This is a genomic window from Mangrovibacterium sp. (genome assembly GCF_041596335.1).
Classification (GTDB): domain Bacteria; phylum Bacteroidota; class Bacteroidia; order Bacteroidales; family Prolixibacteraceae; genus Mangrovibacterium.
Genome location: NZ_JBFHIT010000015.1, coordinates 41,581 through 59,055, shown reverse-complemented (window position 1 = coordinate 59,055; position 17,475 = coordinate 41,581). Strand labels below are relative to the sequence as shown.

At 44.8% G+C, this 17,475-nt stretch carries 15 protein-coding genes and 1 tRNA gene; 9 read left to right on the top strand and 7 right to left on the bottom strand.

Annotated features, from left to right (window positions below):
- Positions 1-13: 13 nt before the first annotated feature.
- Positions 14-2,374, bottom strand: coding sequence for an RND family transporter (locus ABZD21_RS07570; protein ID WP_372774083.1), 2,361 nt, complete (start codon positions 2,372-2,374; stop codon positions 14-16).
- Positions 2,375-2,703: 329 nt separating this feature from the next.
- Between ABZD21_RS07570 and ABZD21_RS07565 the strand changes: the two genes are divergently transcribed.
- Both ABZD21_RS07565 and ABZD21_RS07560 read left to right on the top strand, forming a co-directional pair.
- Positions 2,704-3,468, top strand: a complete 765-nt coding sequence (locus ABZD21_RS07565; protein ID WP_372774081.1) for a hypothetical protein — start codon at positions 2,704-2,706, stop codon at positions 3,466-3,468.
- Between the two features lie 187 nt (positions 3,469-3,655).
- Positions 3,656-3,732: transfer RNA gene (locus ABZD21_RS07560), tRNA-Asn, on the top strand.
- 65 nt (positions 3,733-3,797) lie between these two features.
- On the opposite strand, the gene ABZD21_RS07555 is transcribed toward ABZD21_RS07560, so the two are convergent.
- Complete coding sequence (locus tag ABZD21_RS07555) at positions 3,798-4,277, bottom strand: helix-turn-helix domain-containing protein (RefSeq protein ID WP_372774079.1); 480 nt, start codon at positions 4,275-4,277, stop codon at positions 3,798-3,800.
- Positions 4,278-4,598: 321 nt separating this feature from the next.
- On the opposite strand from ABZD21_RS07555, the gene ABZD21_RS07550 reads away from it, so the two are divergent.
- Positions 4,599-5,855 (top strand): metallophosphoesterase, encoded by a 1,257-nt coding sequence (locus ABZD21_RS07550; protein ID WP_372774077.1) that lies wholly within the window; start codon positions 4,599-4,601, stop codon positions 5,853-5,855.
- A gap of 132 nt (positions 5,856-5,987) precedes the next feature.
- A complete protein-coding gene (locus ABZD21_RS07545; protein ID WP_372774075.1) occupies positions 5,988-6,989 on the top strand; it encodes an adenosine kinase in 1,002 nt (333 codons plus the stop codon).
- Between the two features lie 72 nt (positions 6,990-7,061).
- Here ABZD21_RS07545 and ABZD21_RS07540 read toward each other — a convergent pair whose 3' ends face one another.
- Both ABZD21_RS07540 and ABZD21_RS07535 read right to left on the bottom strand, forming a co-directional pair.
- Positions 7,062-7,676 (bottom strand): deoxynucleoside kinase, encoded by a 615-nt coding sequence (locus ABZD21_RS07540; RefSeq protein WP_372774073.1) that lies wholly within the window; start codon positions 7,674-7,676, stop codon positions 7,062-7,064.
- A 61-nt stretch (positions 7,677-7,737) separates the two neighbouring features.
- Complete coding sequence (locus ABZD21_RS07535) at positions 7,738-9,264, bottom strand: GH3 auxin-responsive promoter family protein (RefSeq protein ID WP_372774071.1); 1,527 nt, start codon at positions 9,262-9,264, stop codon at positions 7,738-7,740.
- A 159-nt stretch (positions 9,265-9,423) separates the two neighbouring features.
- Between ABZD21_RS07535 and ABZD21_RS07530 the strand changes: the two genes are divergently transcribed.
- The 4 genes from ABZD21_RS07530 (at position 9,424) to ABZD21_RS07515 (ending at position 14,024) form a co-directional block, all read left to right on the top strand.
- Positions 9,424-9,951: a CvpA family protein gene (locus tag ABZD21_RS07530; protein ID WP_372774069.1), complete on the top strand. Its 528-nt coding sequence runs from the start codon at positions 9,424-9,426 to the stop codon at positions 9,949-9,951.
- A 306-nt stretch (positions 9,952-10,257) separates the two neighbouring features.
- The gene (tyrS, locus tag ABZD21_RS07525; protein WP_372774068.1) at positions 10,258-11,550 is read left to right on the top strand and encodes a tyrosine--tRNA ligase; all 1,293 of its coding nucleotides are present in this window, start codon (positions 10,258-10,260) and stop codon (positions 11,548-11,550) included.
- A gap of 77 nt (positions 11,551-11,627) precedes the next feature.
- On the top strand, positions 11,628-12,581 hold the full coding sequence (locus tag ABZD21_RS07520) for a hypothetical protein (protein WP_372774066.1): 954 nt from the start codon (positions 11,628-11,630) through the stop codon (positions 12,579-12,581).
- A 3-nt stretch (positions 12,582-12,584) separates the two neighbouring features.
- A complete protein-coding gene (locus ABZD21_RS07515; RefSeq protein WP_372774065.1) occupies positions 12,585-14,024 on the top strand; it encodes an O-antigen ligase family protein in 1,440 nt (479 codons plus the stop codon).
- 108 nt (positions 14,025-14,132) lie between these two features.
- Here the strand turns inward: ABZD21_RS07515 and efp are convergent, their stop codons facing one another.
- The 3 genes from efp to tsaB all read right to left on the bottom strand — a co-directional run bounded on the left by efp (position 14,133) and on the right by tsaB (position 16,403).
- Positions 14,133-14,702 carry an elongation factor P gene (gene efp, locus ABZD21_RS07510; protein ID WP_372774063.1) on the bottom strand — a complete coding sequence of 190 codons (570 nt, stop codon included), beginning with the start codon at positions 14,700-14,702 and terminating at the stop codon, positions 14,133-14,135.
- Positions 14,703-14,848: 146 nt separating this feature from the next.
- Positions 14,849-15,580, bottom strand: a complete 732-nt coding sequence (locus ABZD21_RS07505) for a DUF3108 domain-containing protein (RefSeq protein WP_372774061.1) — start codon at positions 15,578-15,580, stop codon at positions 14,849-14,851.
- Between the two features lie 106 nt (positions 15,581-15,686).
- Positions 15,687-16,403: a tRNA (adenosine(37)-N6)-threonylcarbamoyltransferase complex dimerization subunit type 1 TsaB gene (tsaB, locus tag ABZD21_RS07500; protein WP_372774059.1), complete on the bottom strand. Its 717-nt coding sequence runs from the start codon at positions 16,401-16,403 to the stop codon at positions 15,687-15,689.
- 312 nt (positions 16,404-16,715) lie between these two features.
- On the opposite strand from tsaB, the gene ABZD21_RS07495 reads away from it, so the two are divergent.
- Entirely contained in the window at positions 16,716-17,471 is a 756-nt protein-coding gene (locus ABZD21_RS07495; protein WP_372774058.1) for a LytR/AlgR family response regulator transcription factor, read from the top strand.
- The last annotated feature ends 4 nt before the right edge of the window (positions 17,472-17,475 follow it).

The window sequence follows — 17,475 nt, the reverse complement described above, 5'->3', positions numbered from 1 at the left end:
TGAAGTATGTTTTTTAGTTTTCTTTTTTAGTGTCTGCGGTCTTTTTTGTTGGCTCGCTTTCTTCCCCTTCGATAATTAAATCATCCAGCTCAATATCTTCTTCTTCGTTGTATATCGTGAGTAGCGGTTCTCTGAATGAGCGCGTCGTCATCATGCGTTCCAGGCCAATCAATAAGCTGGGGAGCAAAATAAGGTTCGATGCAATGGCGACCAACAGGGTGAGTGAAACCAAAACCCCCAGGGCTGCTGTTCCTCCAAATTGTGATATGCTGTATACCCCAAATCCAAAGAAGAGTACCACGAAGGTGTACATCATACTCACGCCGGTATCACGAAGGGCGATCCGTACCGATTTTTGGATGTCCCAGCCTGTGATGGTGAGTTCCTGTCGGTATTTGGCTAAAAAATGAATGGTATTATCCACTGAAATACCGAATGCGATACTGAATACCAGAATGGTGGACGCTTTGATCGGAATGCCGGTAAATCCCATAATGGCGGCTGTGAATATCAGCGGTAAAATATTTGGTAACAGCGACATCAGCACCATTCTCCACGAGTAAAACATGACAGCCATAAAAGCTGAAATGAGGAAGATGGCGAGCGCCAGACTCGAAAACAGGTTTTTTACCAGGTATTGAGTTCCTTTAAAAAAGGTTACACTTGAGCCGGTGACTGTTACATCGTAATTTTCAGGAGGAAAGATGGAATCAACTTCCAGTTTAAAGTCTTCGTACAGCTGTTCCATCCGATTTGTGCCAACGTCTTTCATGCGAATACTCACTCGGGTGATCTGTTCGGTACTGTCGATAAACGAATGGAGAGCTCCAATTCCCGAACCGCCTTCTCCGGTTGAACTTTTAGCATAGGCGAGGATGAAATTTTTCTCCTGATTGCTCGGGATGCTGTAGTATTTTTCTTTTCCGTTATAGAATGCCTGTTTCGCAAACTTCAACGTGTTTAGCAATGAAAGAGACGGAGAAAGCTCGTTGTATTTAAGTAAGCGATGCTCCAGACGATCGACCAGCCGGAAGGTTTGGAGACTCATGGCGCCTTTGGGCTTCTTGGTGTCGATAATGATTTCGAGCGGCATGATGCCGTCAACCTGCTTTTCGAAGAATTTCAGGTCTTTATAAATGACGTCGCTCTCCGGGATATCGTCGACCATGTAGCCCGAACTTTTAATCAGTGTTATGCCGTAGATCCCAACCAGTAAAACAATAAATGCCGAAGCGTAAACCCATTTAATGTGGTGATAAGTAACTTCCACCAGTTTGTCGATGATGCGGCGAATTGCTTTATTGTCCAGGTGTTGGATGTGTTTTTCCTTAGGGGGTGCCAAAAAGCTGAAAATCGACGGAATCATCAGGATTGACAAGAAAAATAAGCCGATAATATTCAACGACGCGACCAAGCCGAACTCTCGCAGTATTTCACTGTTCGTGATCACAAACGTGGCGAAACCGGAAGCTGTCGTCAGGTTGGTCAGGAATGTCGCGTTCCCGATTCTGATAATGACTCGTTGCAGTGATTTTATTTTGTTGCCATGTGCACGGAATTCCTGATGGTACTTGTTGAGCATGTAAATACTGTTCGGAATCCCAATGACAATCAGCAGTGACGGAATCATTCCGGTTAAGAGGGTGATTTTATAGCCTAGTAAACTCATGGTTCCCACAGCCCAGATTACCCCTGTTAGCACAATACTCAATGGAATGATAACCGCTTTAACGGATCGGAAAAACAGGAACAGTACAATGACACAAAGCAGCATCGCCAGCGCACTGAACAAGTAAATTTCTTTTTTGATACGGATGGAAGTAATTACCCGGATGTAGGGTAGCCCGGAGTAGTGTATTTCCAGATTCGTTTCTTCCGAAAACTGGTCGCAGCGTTCTTTAATGTCTAAAATTAACTTTTCGCGCAACTTGGAGTGCATCTTATCTTTATTGACCGTGATGCCCAATATATAGGCTTGGGTCTCCGAATTGTAGAGCAATCCATGATAGAAAGGCAGGCTGTTAAAATTTTGCGCCAAACTATCGAGCTGATTTTGAGAGGTGATTTCCTCGGGAAATACCTTGTACATTTCAAACTTACGTTCCTCTGCATTTTTGTGCAGGTTGTATGAACTTGAAACCGAAATCAGATCTTCGACGCCATCAATTTGCTTTAGTTCGCGGTTTAATTCCTGCCATTTTCGAAAATGAGCCAATTTAAAAAAGTCAGGATCTTCGATACCAACGACAATTAAATTGCCTTCTTCACCAAAAATATCGAGAAAGCGTTGGTAATCAACGTAGGCGCTGTCTTTTTTAGGGAGAAGCTGAGCATATTCATAGGACATTTCAACTTGCTTGGCCTGGTAACCCATGAAAATGGTTATTAAAGCAAGTGTAATTAGTACGGTGATTCTGTTTCTAAGGATGATTCTTGAGAGCCTGACCCACATAATGAAATTCTTCAAAAAAATGATGTGCGAAAGTAGTTAATAATATTTGGAATACGAAAGATGCAGATTGCACCTTTAGCAAACTTTAACTTTGATTTTCCGCAGCTAATTGCAGGGTGCAATTGTATCCGTTATAACTGGTTATACGATGGTCGGATTGGTCGGACACTCGGCCAGTCCGTTGGAAGCCGAATTTTAACTTTTTGGTGCTGATAAACGTATTTCCTAATAAAAACCAAACACGAATTGGCATGAAAAAGTACTATTACCTTGTTGCAACGCCCGAATCTCTGATTGTTTCGCATTTGGCTCCCGGAGAGTTCGGTAATTATTTGGCAATTGGGACAAAAAAGCAAATCAGGGGGCAAGCGATTTATTTTGAGATTGATCCGGATAAAACCACTTTGCATCAGGATTATATCGATATGAAGATGAAGCCCTATGAGGACGGAGAGCCAAAACGTTCGGTTTATTTGTCAATTTACCGGGCATTTGAGAAAACGCCCATCAACGCCTTTCGAAATCTTTATCTGGTAACCGACGATGGGCGGGTGTTAGAAATTCAAGCGCATGATTACGTTAAGAATGGCAAAGATCCGATTCATCTCTATCAGCAACTAGTGCCTAACACAACCCGGGTAGCCAGTAAGCTGGAGCCGGTAGACTTTATCCGGTTGCTGACCGATGCCCGGAAGTCGGTTTCTGCACCCAAGGTATTTCTCTGCGATTTACTGCTGAACGAATTGGTTCACGATCCATATGCACCCATCCGGAATTTGCCTTATCCTAATCCGGATCATTTACGAGATTGTTTGATCAAATTGAAAGAATCGCCGGGCAGGCAAACCAAGACAGTGCTTCGTTGCCTGGTTGGTGACATTTCGTACCGGACAATCAAAACCGGATTCTATGTCGGCGATCAAACGCATTATCTGTTTTATCCAATGCCTTCAATGAAGGATTTGGAAGGGAAACACTTTTTATGGTGGAGATCCGCTTTAACACGGCATTTTTAATCGAATCTGATAAATTATTAGCAGTCTGAGGGATAGCTAGGTTTTGTTCGGCTTTCTCTCTGGACTGCCCGAATTTTCTTTGTTTTTGGAGTGATTTTTTTTTGAAAAAAGTTTTTTGTTTTCAAAAATGCTCTTATTTTTGCATCGCTTTTGAAACACAAAGCAACAGTTCTAAAGACAAAAAAATTCCCTAGTAGCTCAGTTGGTTAGAGCGGCGGACTGTTAATCCGTAGGTCGTAGGTTCAAGTCCTACCTGGGGAGCCAAAATGTTAAGTAGAATTAACGAAAGAGCTTGAAATCAATGATTTCAGGCTCTTTTTGTTTTTAGCCTACCCTGAAATGTTGGTTTGCAGCAGCGAAACAACGATTAGCCCGACAAGAATTAGCAGGATAATCGCAATCAGGACCCGAATCAGTGGAGGGAGATCTTTTTTTTCCAGATGGTGAACATGTTCTTCCCAGTGCAGATGCGCATTTTCTTTCGCTTTGGAGGGAGGGTAGCCAAAGTGCTTCTTGAATTTTTTACTGAAGTAAACGGGGCTGCCAAATCCAACTTTTCTGGTAATTTCCGGAATGGTCAAATTGCTGTCTTCCAATAGTTGTCGGGCTTTAATCAGGCGTTGGCGGCAGATATATTTCCGGGCCGACATTTGCACGGATTCTTTAAATCGCCTGTTTAATTTAGACCGACTGATCCCGATCTTAACAGCCAACTCAGAAGCGTCAAATTGCTCGTTTGTGTAATGCTCTTCAATGATGCTTTTCACCTTATTGAGAAACTCCTGTTTTGTTGGCGACAGCTTTGTCATTTAGCTATTTTGAGTTGGTTCCCAGATTTTTAAAGGTACAAAAAATGCAAGACTATTGCTATCGGTTAGCATGGGGCGCATTGGCTGTTTAATCCGGCAGCAGACCAGGTACTTTGTTTGGGGGAGGGGCGAATGCATCAACAAGGCGGAACATCCTCGCAATTAGAAATCGGCTAGTTTCATTGGGGCTCAGTTTATTTAAATTCAACCATTTTGGCGGCCGATTTGTTAATGGGGTGAGCCTTTTCGAAATTCGGTTTTGTCTCCAATGTGAGGCGCCGGGTGAAATGGGTTTTTTCAAAATGAAATGAAAACAGCTATATGATTAGTGTAAAACTATTACTTTTTGGACTTTTTGTGCTTGTGGTTGAGTATTATTCCTTTGTGGCAGTGCGCACTACTTTGCGCTCGGGGAGTGGGCAAATGCACAGCCTTATTCTGGTGGGATACATTCTTTTAAGCTTGGCGACTTTGTGGAGCCTTTATGCTTTTCCGCATTTTGGGCGAACAGCCTGGCCTTCGGTTTGGTTGAAATTAGTTGTGAATGCCTTCATCGGTGTCTTTATCGGGAAGACGCTTGTTGCGGCCATCCTGTTAGTAACGGATTTGATTTTAGTTGTTCCGAATTTGGTTAGTTTTCTGTACTCGTTTAAGGATCATCCGGTTGGGAGTCCACCCGAAGGCTCTCGGTTTATCAGTCGGTTTACCTTTATTTCTCAGTCGGCATTGCTTGTCGGCGGAGCGCTGACAGCGGGTTTGGCTCTGGGGATTGGAAATCGCTACCGATACAAAGTTCGGCACGTAAACTTAGAGTTGAAGAATTTACCGGAAGCTTTTAAGGGGATGCGAATTGTTCAGATTTCGGATATTCATGCGGGAAGTTTTGATGATCCGTTGGCTGTTTCTGAAGGGGTAGAAGCGATCATGCGTGAGAACCCCGACCTGATTTTATTTACGGGTGACCTGGTGAACGACCGGGCTGATGAGATCGTACCCTATATCAATGTCTTTAATCAGCTGAAGGCTCCCCTTGGGGTCTACTCGGTTTTGGGGAATCACGACTACGGCGACTACTACAAGTGGCCCTCGCCCGAGGCGAAAAGGCAAAATTTGGAGCAACTCAAGCAATATCATGCAGAAATGGGCTGGCGGTTGCTGGTGAACGAGCATGTATTGTTGAATCGAGATAATCAGCAACTAGCGTTGATTGGCATTGAAAACTGGGGCGCGAAAGGTTTTACCCAATATGGCGATCTGAAAAAAGCCGTAGCTGGTCTGGATCAGATTGATGTTCCGGTGAAAATATTGCTCAGTCACGACCCGTCGCATTGGGAGGCCGAAGTGCGACAGCACTATCAGGACATCGACCTGACCTTAAGCGGACATACGCATGGGATGCAATTCGGAATTGATATTCCCGGCTTTAAATGGAGTCCGGTACAGTACATGTACAAGCAGTGGGCGGGTTTGTATCAGCAAGAAAACCAGCACCTTTATGTAAATCGTGGTTACGGCTACATTGGCTATCAGGGGCGGGTTGGCATATTGCCGGAAATTACCTTGATTGAACTTAGCTGATGAAAAGGTCTACAAAATGATTTCCGGTGTGATTTGTGGAAATTTCCCGGGCTTTCCCTCTTTGTCCTTCATCACCTGGAAAATGACACGGATGAAGAAAGCGCTTCTGAATGAAATGTTTATTTTTGCCTCATGAAAAACGAAAAACCTCAAAAATCAATTGTCGGAATCGGTAGTGCCTTGGTTGATGTGCTCATTCAACTTAAAAACGACCAATTGTTGGAGCAGTTCGGATTAGCGAAAGGCAGCATGGAGCTGGTTGACGCGGAACTGTCGAAGCGTATTCTGGATGCGACAGCCAGTTTGAATCCGGGCATGGAGACCGGAGGTTCAGCAGCAAACACCGTTCGCGGAATCGCGCAGTTGGGTGGAAAAACGGCATTTATCGGAAAGGTTCACGACGATGCGATGGGGCAATTCTTCAAGCAATCATTCGAAGCACTGACGATCCAACCCCATCTTTTTCAGGGCTCAATTCCATCGGGTGTTGCAGCAACGCTTATTTCTCCGGACTCCGAACGTACTTTTGGAACCTATCTGGGAGCGGCCAGCGAATTGTCGGTCGATGATTTGTCGGACGAGTTGTTTGCTCCGTACGATTACCTGCATATTGAAGGCTACCTGGTATTTAATCACCAGTTAATTGAGGGGATTTTGAAGATCGCCAAAAAGAATGGCCTGATTGTTTCGTTGGATATGGCCAGTTTTAATGTGGTTGAGGCTAATCTGGATTTCCTGAAACAGTTGGTAAACAACTATGTTGATATCGTTTTTGCGAACGAAGAGGAAGCGAAATCGTACACCGGCAAACAGCCCGAGGAGGCTTTGGCTGAAATAGCGAAACAATGCGATATCGCGGTTGTGAAAATCGGAAAAGAAGGTTCGTTGATTCAGTCAGGGGCAGAGGTAATTCGTGTTCCGGCTACTCCGGTGAACGCTATCGACACAACCGGTGCCGGCGATGTTTATGCTTCTGGATTTTTATTCGGTTTGGCGAACGGACTTGGGCTGGAGCATTGCGGAAAGCTCGGAGGATTGATGGCTGCTGAAGTGATTCAGGTACTTGGAGCCAAAATTCCTGATGAATGCTGGCCAAAGATCTTTGCGGAATTACAAATCATGCAGGGAGAATAGTGTTTGTCGTGAAATGCCTGTTGTTTATTCACCGGGTAACTTCGGGTCACCCGGTGAATAAACAGCCAGCGCTTAGAACAAGCCGTGAATGGTCGCGTCAATCTTATCGATAATACTGCTTAAATCTTCCGGGTTGTTCGTGATGTCAATTTTGTCGACATTGATAATAAGTAGTTTACCGTCCTTGTAGCGGTTGATCCACGCTTCGTAGCGTTCGTTCAGCTGTTTCAGATAGTCAATGCGGATTGAGTTTTCATATTCGCGACCCCGCAACTGAATTTGATTGACAAGGGTTGGCACGCTGGCCCGCAGGTAGATCATCAGGTCGGGTGCCTTTACCAATTTGCTCATCAGCTGAAAAAGGCTGGTATAGTTCTGAAAATCACGGGTCGACATTAGTCCCATAGCGTGTAGGTTGGGAGCGAAAATCTCAGCGTCCTCAAAAATCGTTCGGTCCTGAATGACTGTCTGTCCCGAGTTTTGGATGTCGAGTATTTGGTTGAACCGGCTGTTTAAGAAATAAATCTGCAGGTTGAACGACCAGCGTTGCATGTCCTCATAAAAGTCATTTAAATACGGGTTTTCGTCAACATCCTCATAGTGTGGTTTCCAGCCATAATGTTTGGCCAACAGTTCTGTCAGTGTTGTCTTTCCGGCGCCGATATTTCCGGCTATTGCAATATGCATGAGTGCTTATTATTTTTTTGTTTGAACTTCAAATTTATAAAATGCCTTTCGGGCACAAAGCCTATTTCGAAAATTTATTTTTCTCCAGTTCCAAAAGCTGATCCAAATAAATCCGATCGTTTGCCAGACGGGGAATCTTGTTTTGCCCACCAATTTTGCCCCGTTGTTTCATCCATTCGTAAAACAGGCCTTCGGGGGCAACGGTTATCTGTGGGCGTTCCAATGTGATGCTTTTGTGCCGTTTGGCTTCATAATCAGAATTTAAGGTTTGAAGGGTGCCGTCCAAAACCGAGATAAAATGCTCCAGATCATTTGGATGTTGTTCGAATTCAATAATCCATTGATGTGCTCCTTTCTGATTTTGACTCATAAAGACCGGCCCGGCGGTGTATTCGCGAATCGTCGCTTGTGTGCGTGTACAGGCCATCAGCAGCGCTTCCTCCGCATTGTCAACGATCAGCTCCTCGCCAAAAGCATTGATGTAGTGCTTGGTACGCCCGGTGATCCTTATTTTGTATGGATTACGTCGGGTGAATTTTACCGTGTCGCCAATCAGGTAGCGCCAAAGGCCACCGTTTGTGCTAATCACCATCGCGTAGTTTTTTTCCAGTTCAATTTCATCGAGCGATAAGGCCGGAGGGTTTTCTTCGTGAAAACGATCCATGGGGATAAACTCGTAGTAAATGCCGTAGTCGAGCATTAGCAGCATGTCGCTGCTTTCCGGGTTGTCCTGTATGGCAAAAAATCCTTCCGAAGCATTATAGGTTTCCATGTACTTCATTTGATCCGAAGGAATAATTTGCCGGTATTGCTCGCGATAGGGATCGAATTTGATTCCTCCGTGGATGAAAACTTCCAGGTTTGGCCAAACATCCAGAATATTTGTTTTTCCTGTCGCCTCAAGCACCCGTTGCAGCAATACCAAATTCCACGAGGGAACTCCGGCCAGCGAAGTAACATTTTCATCGCGGGCTTGCTCAATAATTTTGACGACCTTTTCTTCGAATTCCTCTATCAGGGCCACTTCAGCCGGTGGAATGCGGATAAAGTCGGACCAAAATGGGGTGTTCTCAATTAAAATGGCCGACAAATCGCCGTAAAACGAATTGTTGTTGAAGCTGTTTACGCGGTGGCTTCCGCCAAGCGTGAGCGATTTTCCGTAAAGGACTCTGGAGTCGGGATTGTTTTTCAGGTACAGTGCAAGCACATCCTTGAAACCCCGGTAGTGAACATCTTCGAGTGAGTGCTTGCTTACCGGAATAAACTTGCTTTTATCATTTGTAGTACCCGACGATTTGGCGAACCATTTTGTCTCTCCGGGCCATAAAACATTTCGTTCTCCCTTTAAAAGACGATTAATGTAGGGTGAATAGTCTTCGTAAGTCCGAACGGGAATCCGACTTTTAAAATCGGACTCGGTCATCATGCTCCTAAAATTATATTGCTGGCCGAATTGGGTGTCCCGTGCCTGATCAATCAGTTCGAAAAGTACTTCCCGTTGCGTGTCAATCGGGTACTTCTTAAATAAATCAATTTCGTAAATTCGTTTGTAGTTCAGCCAGTTGACAATGGAGTTGATGATAGTCATAAATAGATTTGTTACATTCCTTACGAAAATAAGCGTTTCCCTGTAACCGAGTTCAACAAACGGATAAATTTTAAGATAAAAAGTCAAGCTCAGGCCGATGGGCGGGCGGATGGATTTATTTTTTAATTTTACAAAACAAACAACAGCTTATACCGGCACATGAGTTATATCGACATTATATTCGGAGTTTTACTGCTTATTGCTGCAGTTCGTGGGTTTATGAAAGGTTTTATCGTTGAGCTGGCCTCGTTGGCCGCTCTTATATTGGGAATTTGGGGGGCAATTCATTTTTCGCACATTACCGCTGATTTTATCGTTGAAACCTTTCACTGGGAAAGCAAACATACAGGGGTTGTCGCTTTTTTGGTCACTTTTGTGCTAATTATTGTAGGCTTGCATTTGTTAGGCAATGTGCTTACCAAAGTGGTTGAAGCAATCGCGTTAGGGTTTCTGAATAAGCTGGCCGGTTTGCTGTTTGGTATTGTGAAAACGGCGGTAATTTTAAGTGTCGTACTGGTGTTTTACGAACGTCTGGATTCCGGGAGCTATTTAATTTCGGAAGAGGCCAAAGAAGAATCGCAGGTTTATGTGCCTCTCAAAAATCTGGTGCCAACGCTTCTGCCGTTTCTGAACTTTTGGGACGAGGAACAACCGGAAGCTCCTGAAAATCGGATAGACAAAGCGTAGAAGCGGGGCAAAACTTCAGTGGGCTTCAGAATCGCATTCAATAAAAACAGCCTGTCCGGAGATTCATTTTCAATTATACGTTCCTAAACTCCCGCTGTCGGCGATCCGGTTCGGCGGGTCTTCGTTGCTTGCAATGTAGCCTTAGAAGCGGCAACTACTGCAAGTTTCAACCTAAATTATCTGTGTTGGCGGAAAGCTTAATGGTTCATTTTTATATCTTTGACCGAATTTTGATTTCGCCCGCCTAGGAGCCGGAAATCAAAACGAGAGAATTGAATTAAAGATCATTAAATACAGACCAATACAATGAATTTTGTTGAAGAATTACGCTGGAGAGGCATGTTGCATGATATGATGCCCGGAACTGAGGAACAATTGCAAAAAGAAATGACATCGGCCTATGTGGGCTTTGATCCAACAGCAGAATCCTTACACATTGGAAGTTTGGCGCCGATCATGTTGTTGAAGCGTTTTCAGCTGGCCGGTCATAAACCAATTGCGTTGGTTGGTGGTGCTACCGGAATGATTGGTGACCCGTCGGGCAAATCTGCCGAGCGTAATTTGCTGAATGAGGAGACCCTGCAACGTAATCTAACCGGAATTCGGAATCAACTGGCTAAGTTTCTCGATTTTGAAAGCGACGCGGAGAATAAAGCCGTTATGGTGAATAACTACGACTGGATGAAAGATTTGAGCTTTCTGGACTTTATTCGCGACGTTGGAAAGCATATTACCGTGAATTATATGATGGCGAAGGAATCGGTTAGAAAACGATTGAATCCGGATGCGAAAGCCGGAATGTCGTTTACCGAATTTACCTACCAATTGGTGCAAGGGTACGACTTCTATTGGTTGAGCCAGAACATGAACTGTAAACTGCAGATGGGTGGTTCGGATCAATGGGGAAATATCACAACCGGAACAGAACTCATTCGCCGTAAATCGGATAGCGAAGCCTTTGCGCTGACGATTCCGTTAATTAAAAAAGCGGACGGTACAAAATTCGGGAAAACCGAAGCCGGTAACGTTTGGCTGGATCCCAATCTGACTTCACCTTACAGCTTTTATCAGTTTTGGTTGAATACAACCGACGAAGATGCGGAGAATTATATCCGGATTTTTACGATGTTGGGTAGAGAGGAGATCGACCTGTTGATCGAGACACATCGCGAAGCACCGCACCGTCGCGAGTTGCAGAAAAAATTAGCTGAAGAGGTAACCGTATTGGTGCATTCGCGCGCGGATTACGAAATGGCTGTTGAGGCTTCTCAAATTTTATTTGGAGCTGGTACTGCCGACACCTTGCGCCGACTGGATGAGCAAACTTTCTTGTCGGTTTTTGAAGGTGTTCCACAGTTTAGCGTGGCCAAGGCTGAGCTTTCTGCCGGAATAAACGTGTTGGACCTGTTGGCTGAAAAAACAGCTGTTTTCCCGTCGAAAGGGGAGCTGCGCCGAACCATCCAGGGCAATGGCCTGAGTATTAATAAAGATAAAGTTGCCAGTCAGGATGTTGTGGTAAACGACGAATACCTGATTGGTGGAAAGTATATTCTGGTTCAAAAAGGGAAAAAGAATTACTTTTTGTTAATTGCTGAATAAGATGAAATTACGACAGATCTTTGGTGGTAAATCAAAGATCTGTTCGTTTATTCTTACGACCATAAAACTGCCTCTCTATGAATGATTATCTGGAAAGCCTGCCTTTGTTGAAGTCCTTGTTGAAGTGGAAATTACACCTGGCGATCATCGGTGTTGGTGCCATTTTGCTGGCAGTCTTGTTTTCGTCTCCGCTATTTATCGAGCCACTGTTTAAGTCGCAAGCACGAATATATCCGACCAATATTCAGGCGTTTTCCGAAGAGTCGGAGAGTGAGCAGCTGTTGGAAGTCATCTCGTCATCGGATATCAAGCGAAAAATGATTGCCACTTTCAATCTGGCCGACCGGTACAAGATTAAGGCGGACGATCCCTATGCCCAAACGCACCTGCTGAGGCAATACAATAAATATGTTTCGTGCACAAAAACGCGCTACGAGACGGTAGAAATTCGGGTGTTGGATGCAGATCCAATGGTGGCTTGCGCGATGGTTGACTCGCTGATCGCGTTTTATAACAGCAAGATGATGGAGCTGCGCCGGGAAAAGCACGGTCAGGAATTGGCTGGCTTTCAGAATGATTTGCTTCGCAAGCAGGTTGAAATGGATTCGCTAAGTAGCCGGATGCAGGTTTATCGCCGCGATTATGGCTTGCTCGATTATTACAGCCAAACGCAACAATTAACGCTGGGCTACGCCGAAGTACTTGCCCGGGGTGCTGCCCGGTCGTCGGTCGATGATTTGCAAAAACGACTGAACCTTCTGGCAGATAAAGGAGGTGAATTTTGGCAAATGCAAAATGAGATGAATGATCTGATTGGTCAACGTGACCGTATCAGCAAGAAGATTGAAGAGATTTATAGTCTGATCAATCGCCGTGACAATTTTGCCTTGGTGGTTGAACAAGCTTTTCCGGCCGACAAAAAATCGTTTCCAACCCGTTGGCTGATTGTTTTGGTGAGTTTGCTGGCGGTTGAGTTTCTGGCGGTTCTTGTCATTTTCTTTCTAGAGTCGTTTAAACCGCAAAAATCCTAGAAATTGCCTGCCGGAAGGATTAACATATTTCTGTTTTACACGGTTTCCGCGTGTTTTCTGGCATTGAACTTTTATCTGGTCGTTGTTCACGATAGCTTGTGGTTTGCAGCTTTACCGGTTGCTCTGGCATTTGCATTGGCTGCAATCGCACGAATTGACTATTTGCTGCTGTCGCTCGCCTTTTTTACGCCTCTTAGTTTGCCGCTAAAAGAAATTATCCCGGGTCTTTCGTTCGATATGAACCTGCCTACTGAACCCTTACTGTTTGGCCTGTTGCTCTTTTTTATGCTGAAACTCTCGCAGCGTCAAATTCCCGATCGAAACCTGCTACGCCATCCGGTAACTTTGGCAGTCGCTTTCTATCTGGCGTGGATGCTGTTTACCAGCTTAACGAGCAGTATGCCTTCGGTTTCCCTAAAATATTGGATTTCAAAGTTGTGGTTCGTTGTCGCTTTTTATTGGTTCGGCTATGCGCTCCTTCAGCATAAAATGAGTATTTACCGGTTTGTTTTACTTTACGGAATTGGCTTTTTGCCGGTGATCGGTTATGCCTGGTGGCGCCACTCGGGATATGGTTTTTTCGATCATCAGGCAGCGAATTACGTGATGAATCCTTTCTTCAAGGATCACACATCCTATGGTGCCATGTTGGTGTTTTTTATACCGGCATTGTTTGCGATGTGGCGAAACCAACAGCTTACGCGTCTGGTTCGGATGCTGTCCCTTTTCTTGTTGTCGGTGTTTTCTGTTGCCTTGGTTTTTTCGTATACCCGTGCTGCCTGGCTTAGCCTTGTTGTGGCGATTGGCGTTTCCGGTATTTTATGGCTGAAAATCCGCTTTCGAACCGTTCTTGTGCTGGGGCTGGTTTTTGTCGGAATCGTTTTTCTGTTTCAGGATCAGTTGGTGGAGCGGTTGGAGACAAACAAGCAGGAGTCGTCGGCAGAACTGGAGGGGCATTTGAACTCAATTTCGAATGTATCTACTGACGCTTCGAATGTGGAGCGCCTGAACCGGTGGAGCAGCGCTATTGCCATGTTTCGTGAAAAGCCACTGCTGGGCTGGGGACCCGGTACGTATATGTTTGAGTATGCCCCGTTTCAGCGTACTGATTTGCGGACGATTATCAGCACCAACTCTGCGGACGGAGGGAACGCGCATAGCGAATATCTGGGGCCGTTGGCCGAGTCGGGTATCCTGGGGCTTGGCAGCTTTTTGTTGCTTGTTGTGCTCATTCTGAGAACCGGTTTTCGGGTGTATGCTCAGGCCGAAAACAAAACCGATCGGGCGATGGCGCTTGCCGTTTTTCTGGGATTGGTAAGTTACCTGGTGCACGGCTTCTTGAATAATTTTCTGGATACCGACAAGGCCGCTGTGCCTTTCTGGATGTTTACCGTTTTTTTGGTTGTCCAGGATCTTCGGTTCAAACAGCGCAAGCTGAGCTAAATCGTTTTTCCCGCTCTTTCTTCCCGTTTCTTACAAGGTCATTTTGTTGAAACAAAGAAAGGCCTCCGAGTCGGAAGCCTTTCAACGATTAATCCACGAATGGATCGTTTATTTTTTGACACGTTCGCTGTAGCTACGCTCGCGGGTATCGATTTTCAATGTTTCGCCGGCATTGATAAACATCGGTACCATAATTTCAGCACCTGTTTCCAATGTGGCCGGTTTCAAGGCTGTTGAACTGGCTGTGTTGCCTTTTTCGCCTTGAATGGTTTCGGTAACTTCCAACTCAACAAATGGAGGAAGTTCGGCAGTTAAAGCCGTTTCAGTCTCCGCATGGAAGTTAATTTCAATAATTTGACCTTCTTTCATCAAGTCGGCATTCTCAATCAATTCCGGATCGATTGTAACTTGTTCGAAGGTTTCGGTGTGCATGAAATTGTATCCCATATCATCCTTGTACAGGTACTGGTACGGACGACGTTCAACACGTACGGTAGTTACTTTTACGCCCGAGTTAAAGGTGTTTTCAATTACTTTTCCGGTTTTCACATTCTTCAGTTTTGTCCGAACAAATGCGGCACCTTTTCCAGGTTTTACATGTTGGAACTGAATGATTGTAAAGAGTTGACCATTGAACTCAATCGTCATTCCGTTCTTAAAATCAGCTGTACTTGCCATATTTCGATTTAATTATAAGTTTTCCAAAATTGCTGCAAAAGTATAAAAATAATGGCAAAAAAAGCTGCACTTCCCAATTTTTAAATGCCTTTAATTTAGCGGGTTGTTTGATCTCCGGATTTTGTTTTTCGGTTGATCGTATTCACTTACTCGAAAGTGGGCTGACCTTTCTTTTGGTAGGAAATAAGTTCGGCGCGAACAGCACCAACGTTTAAATCCAGCTCAAGAATCAACGGGACTTTGTTTACATCTTTGGTAATATAGAATTTCAAACTGCTGGACGTTTTCAGCAATTTTCCTTCTTCAACCCGGGGCGAAATGACAAAACACTCGATTTCGCCCAATTTCGATTTCACCCTTTCAGTGCCCAAAAAGACAGTCGTCATCATAAAATACTTGTCGGCGTGGTATACCGGAAGCGTGAATTTGTCGCCAACCTTTAAGGATTCAAGCAGGTTGTTCTGCCGCAGATATCCGAAAACACTCAGGATGTCGAGCATGTTGTGTGGTACTTTCCGGCCGCCCGAACGTTCACTGAAAATGGAGTCATTGTCGTAAAAGAATCGGGTTTCGTTGTAGAACCGGTATTTGCGCTCTTTAATGTTTCGAATATGCAGGTAAGGACGAATGGAATTATGACTGAGAATAGTCTCGTAAATATCATCGATATTGTAGAGGGCATCGGCAACGCCAATTGTTTGTCCCCGAAGAAAATAATGCTTTGCGGGTTGGCCCGACCAGATAGTGTCGCTAATTAGGATGACGGCCTCGCCACCTTTTATGAAACTATATTTCAGGCTGTATTTTAGTCGTTCTACCGGCTGGGCAGTTGCGCTGAACAGGGTCAGGCAGAAGAAGATCGTTAAACTGAATCTCATATTTCCCTATTTTTGGTTATCGCCAACAGGACCATTCCAACCTGTGTCTTTTGAAAGAACCCAATCGCACAAACAATTGTTCTGATCCACGCTTAATTTATGTTGCTCACTGGCCGGTCAGGATGTTTTTCTTTGGTGTTCCGGCAATAAAATCTTTCAGGTAGAAAGGCTCAAAATAGGCCAGGTCGGCAAACTGTTTATTTTGAAAAGCGTTCCACGCCAGCTGACACATAAACTGTGCCGAAGTTTCAATACCCGGAATAATGGTCGCGTTGGGATGGGTGAGGTGCGTTTTGCACTTTTCGGCTCCATTGCCAAAAAATAGAATCTTTTTGCTGCTTAGCTCATCTAAAAACGACTGCTCGTTGATGATCTCCGACGAAACCGCTTTAATGAGGTGATTTGGAAGGGCATAGGTTGCTGTGTAAACCTCCATTCTTCGCGCGTCGATCATCGGCACAAGCAGGCAGTCGGTCAACTCGTCGACCCCCAGTTGTTTGTGCTGACTGATCACCTGCTCACACATCGATTGCAGCGGGCTGACAGCGATTAACGGAATTTGATTGGCATAGCATAAACCTTTGGCCAGCGAAACGCCTATCCGCAGGCCTGTGTAGGAGCCGGGGCCTTCACTCACAGCCACAGCTTCCAGCTGTTCCGGGCGTAGATTGTTGCGACTCAAAAGGTCGGCCGCAAAAACACTCAGCAGCTTTGCATGATTCTGCCCCTCGTTGCTTTCCATCAGGTCGACGAGCTCACCGTTTAGCGCTAACGCGACACTGCAAACAGAGGTCGACGATTCCAAGTGAAGAATGTATGCCATATCAGATTTTTTTAGGCTTCAAAAATAAGCATAATTCGTCTACTTCCACACAACTAAAAATCAAGTCCAAGGGCCCTCGGTTCAATTCGCATTTTAAGGATAATTGAACCGAGAGCGCTGACGGATGAGCCTTCGTGGAAATTAGGCTGGAAGCTAATATTTCGGCCGGTTCAGCCGGATTGAAACACCGTTATTTTCAAGGGGATGGATTTGATGAGTCTGTTTTGCCGAAATCAGCTTCCGATAATTAAGTATAATGTTTGTAATGGAACTGTTTTTTTTTGCTAGTTTAGTATGCTGAATTTAACTTATATGGTGAGGACGGTAATTATTGACGATGATCAACTTGCGCGCAAGATATTGCAACGCATTATTAATCAGAGTTTTTCGGAGCTGGAAATAGTGGGTGAGGCCAACTCGGTGGAGGAAGGCATAAAGCTGATCAATGAGACAGACCCCGATTTGGTATTTCTGGATATAGAAATGCCCGACGGTACCGGTTTTGATTTAATCGACCGATTGGAAGAGGTGTATTTCCGTCTGATTTTTGTGACTTCGTACAACGATTACGCGATTACGGCATTTAAGTATTCGGCCTTCGATTATATTTTAAAGCCTGTTCAGCCGGAAAATGTTAAATCGACATTGACCCGGATGCTGAAGTCGTCGGGAGTAAAGCAAAAAGTTGAATATGCTAAACTCCGCAGCCACATTGAAAAGGCGGAAGAGTATGGCGACGTAACAATCGCGCTGCCCGAAATGAACGGTTTCGCCATTATTAAAGTCAAAAACATTATGCGATGCGAAGGGGAACGAAATTACACCCGGGTGTTTTATAAAGATGGCACTTCGGTGCTGATTAGCCGCACCTTGCTCGACTTCGACCAGATGCTGGTTGCGCATGGCTTCTTTCGCATTCACCGGTCTCATTTAGTGAATCTTAGCTGCGTGGTGCGCTATGTTAAAACCGATGGCGGTATGGTTGAAATGACCGATAAATCGCAGCTGAAAGTCTCTCCGAAATTTAAGGACGAATTGCTCGAACGCTTACTTCACAATAAACTCTAGACTT

Bases quoted from the DNA above. Each gene is read 5' to 3' on its own strand.
- ABZD21_RS07550 (WP_372774077.1), top strand. From the start codon at position 4,599: ATGATTAGTGTAAAACTATTACTTTTTGGACTTTTTGTGCTTGTGGTT.
- ABZD21_RS07530 (WP_372774069.1), top strand. From the start codon at position 9,424: ATGAGTTATATCGACATTATATTCGGAGTTTTACTGCTTATTGCTGCA.
- ABZD21_RS07570 (WP_372774083.1), bottom strand. From the start codon at position 2,374: ATGGGTTACCAGGCCAAGCAAGTTGAAATGTCCTATGAATATGCTCAG.
- ABZD21_RS07555 (WP_372774079.1), bottom strand. From the start codon at position 4,277: ATGACAAAGCTGTCGCCAACAAAACAGGAGTTTCTCAATAAGGTGAAA.
- tyrS (WP_372774068.1), top strand. From the start codon at position 10,258: ATGAATTTTGTTGAAGAATTACGCTGGAGAGGCATGTTGCATGATATG.
- efp (WP_372774063.1), bottom strand. From the start codon at position 14,702: ATGGCAAGTACAGCTGATTTTAAGAACGGAATGACGATTGAGTTCAAT.
- ABZD21_RS07520 (WP_372774066.1), top strand. From the start codon at position 11,628: ATGAATGATTATCTGGAAAGCCTGCCTTTGTTGAAGTCCTTGTTGAAG.
- ABZD21_RS07540 (WP_372774073.1), bottom strand. From the start codon at position 7,676: ATGCATATTGCAATAGCCGGAAATATCGGCGCCGGAAAGACAACACTG.
- ABZD21_RS07505 (WP_372774061.1), bottom strand. From the start codon at position 15,580: ATGAGATTCAGTTTAACGATCTTCTTCTGCCTGACCCTGTTCAGCGCA.
- ABZD21_RS07545 (WP_372774075.1), top strand. From the start codon at position 5,988: ATGAAAAACGAAAAACCTCAAAAATCAATTGTCGGAATCGGTAGTGCC.
- ABZD21_RS07495 (WP_372774058.1), top strand. From the start codon at position 16,716: ATGGTGAGGACGGTAATTATTGACGATGATCAACTTGCGCGCAAGATA.
- ABZD21_RS07565 (WP_372774081.1), top strand. From the start codon at position 2,704: ATGAAAAAGTACTATTACCTTGTTGCAACGCCCGAATCTCTGATTGTT.
- tsaB (WP_372774059.1), bottom strand. From the start codon at position 16,403: ATGGCATACATTCTTCACTTGGAATCGTCGACCTCTGTTTGCAGTGTC.
- ABZD21_RS07535 (WP_372774071.1), bottom strand. From the start codon at position 9,264: ATGACTATCATCAACTCCATTGTCAACTGGCTGAACTACAAACGAATT.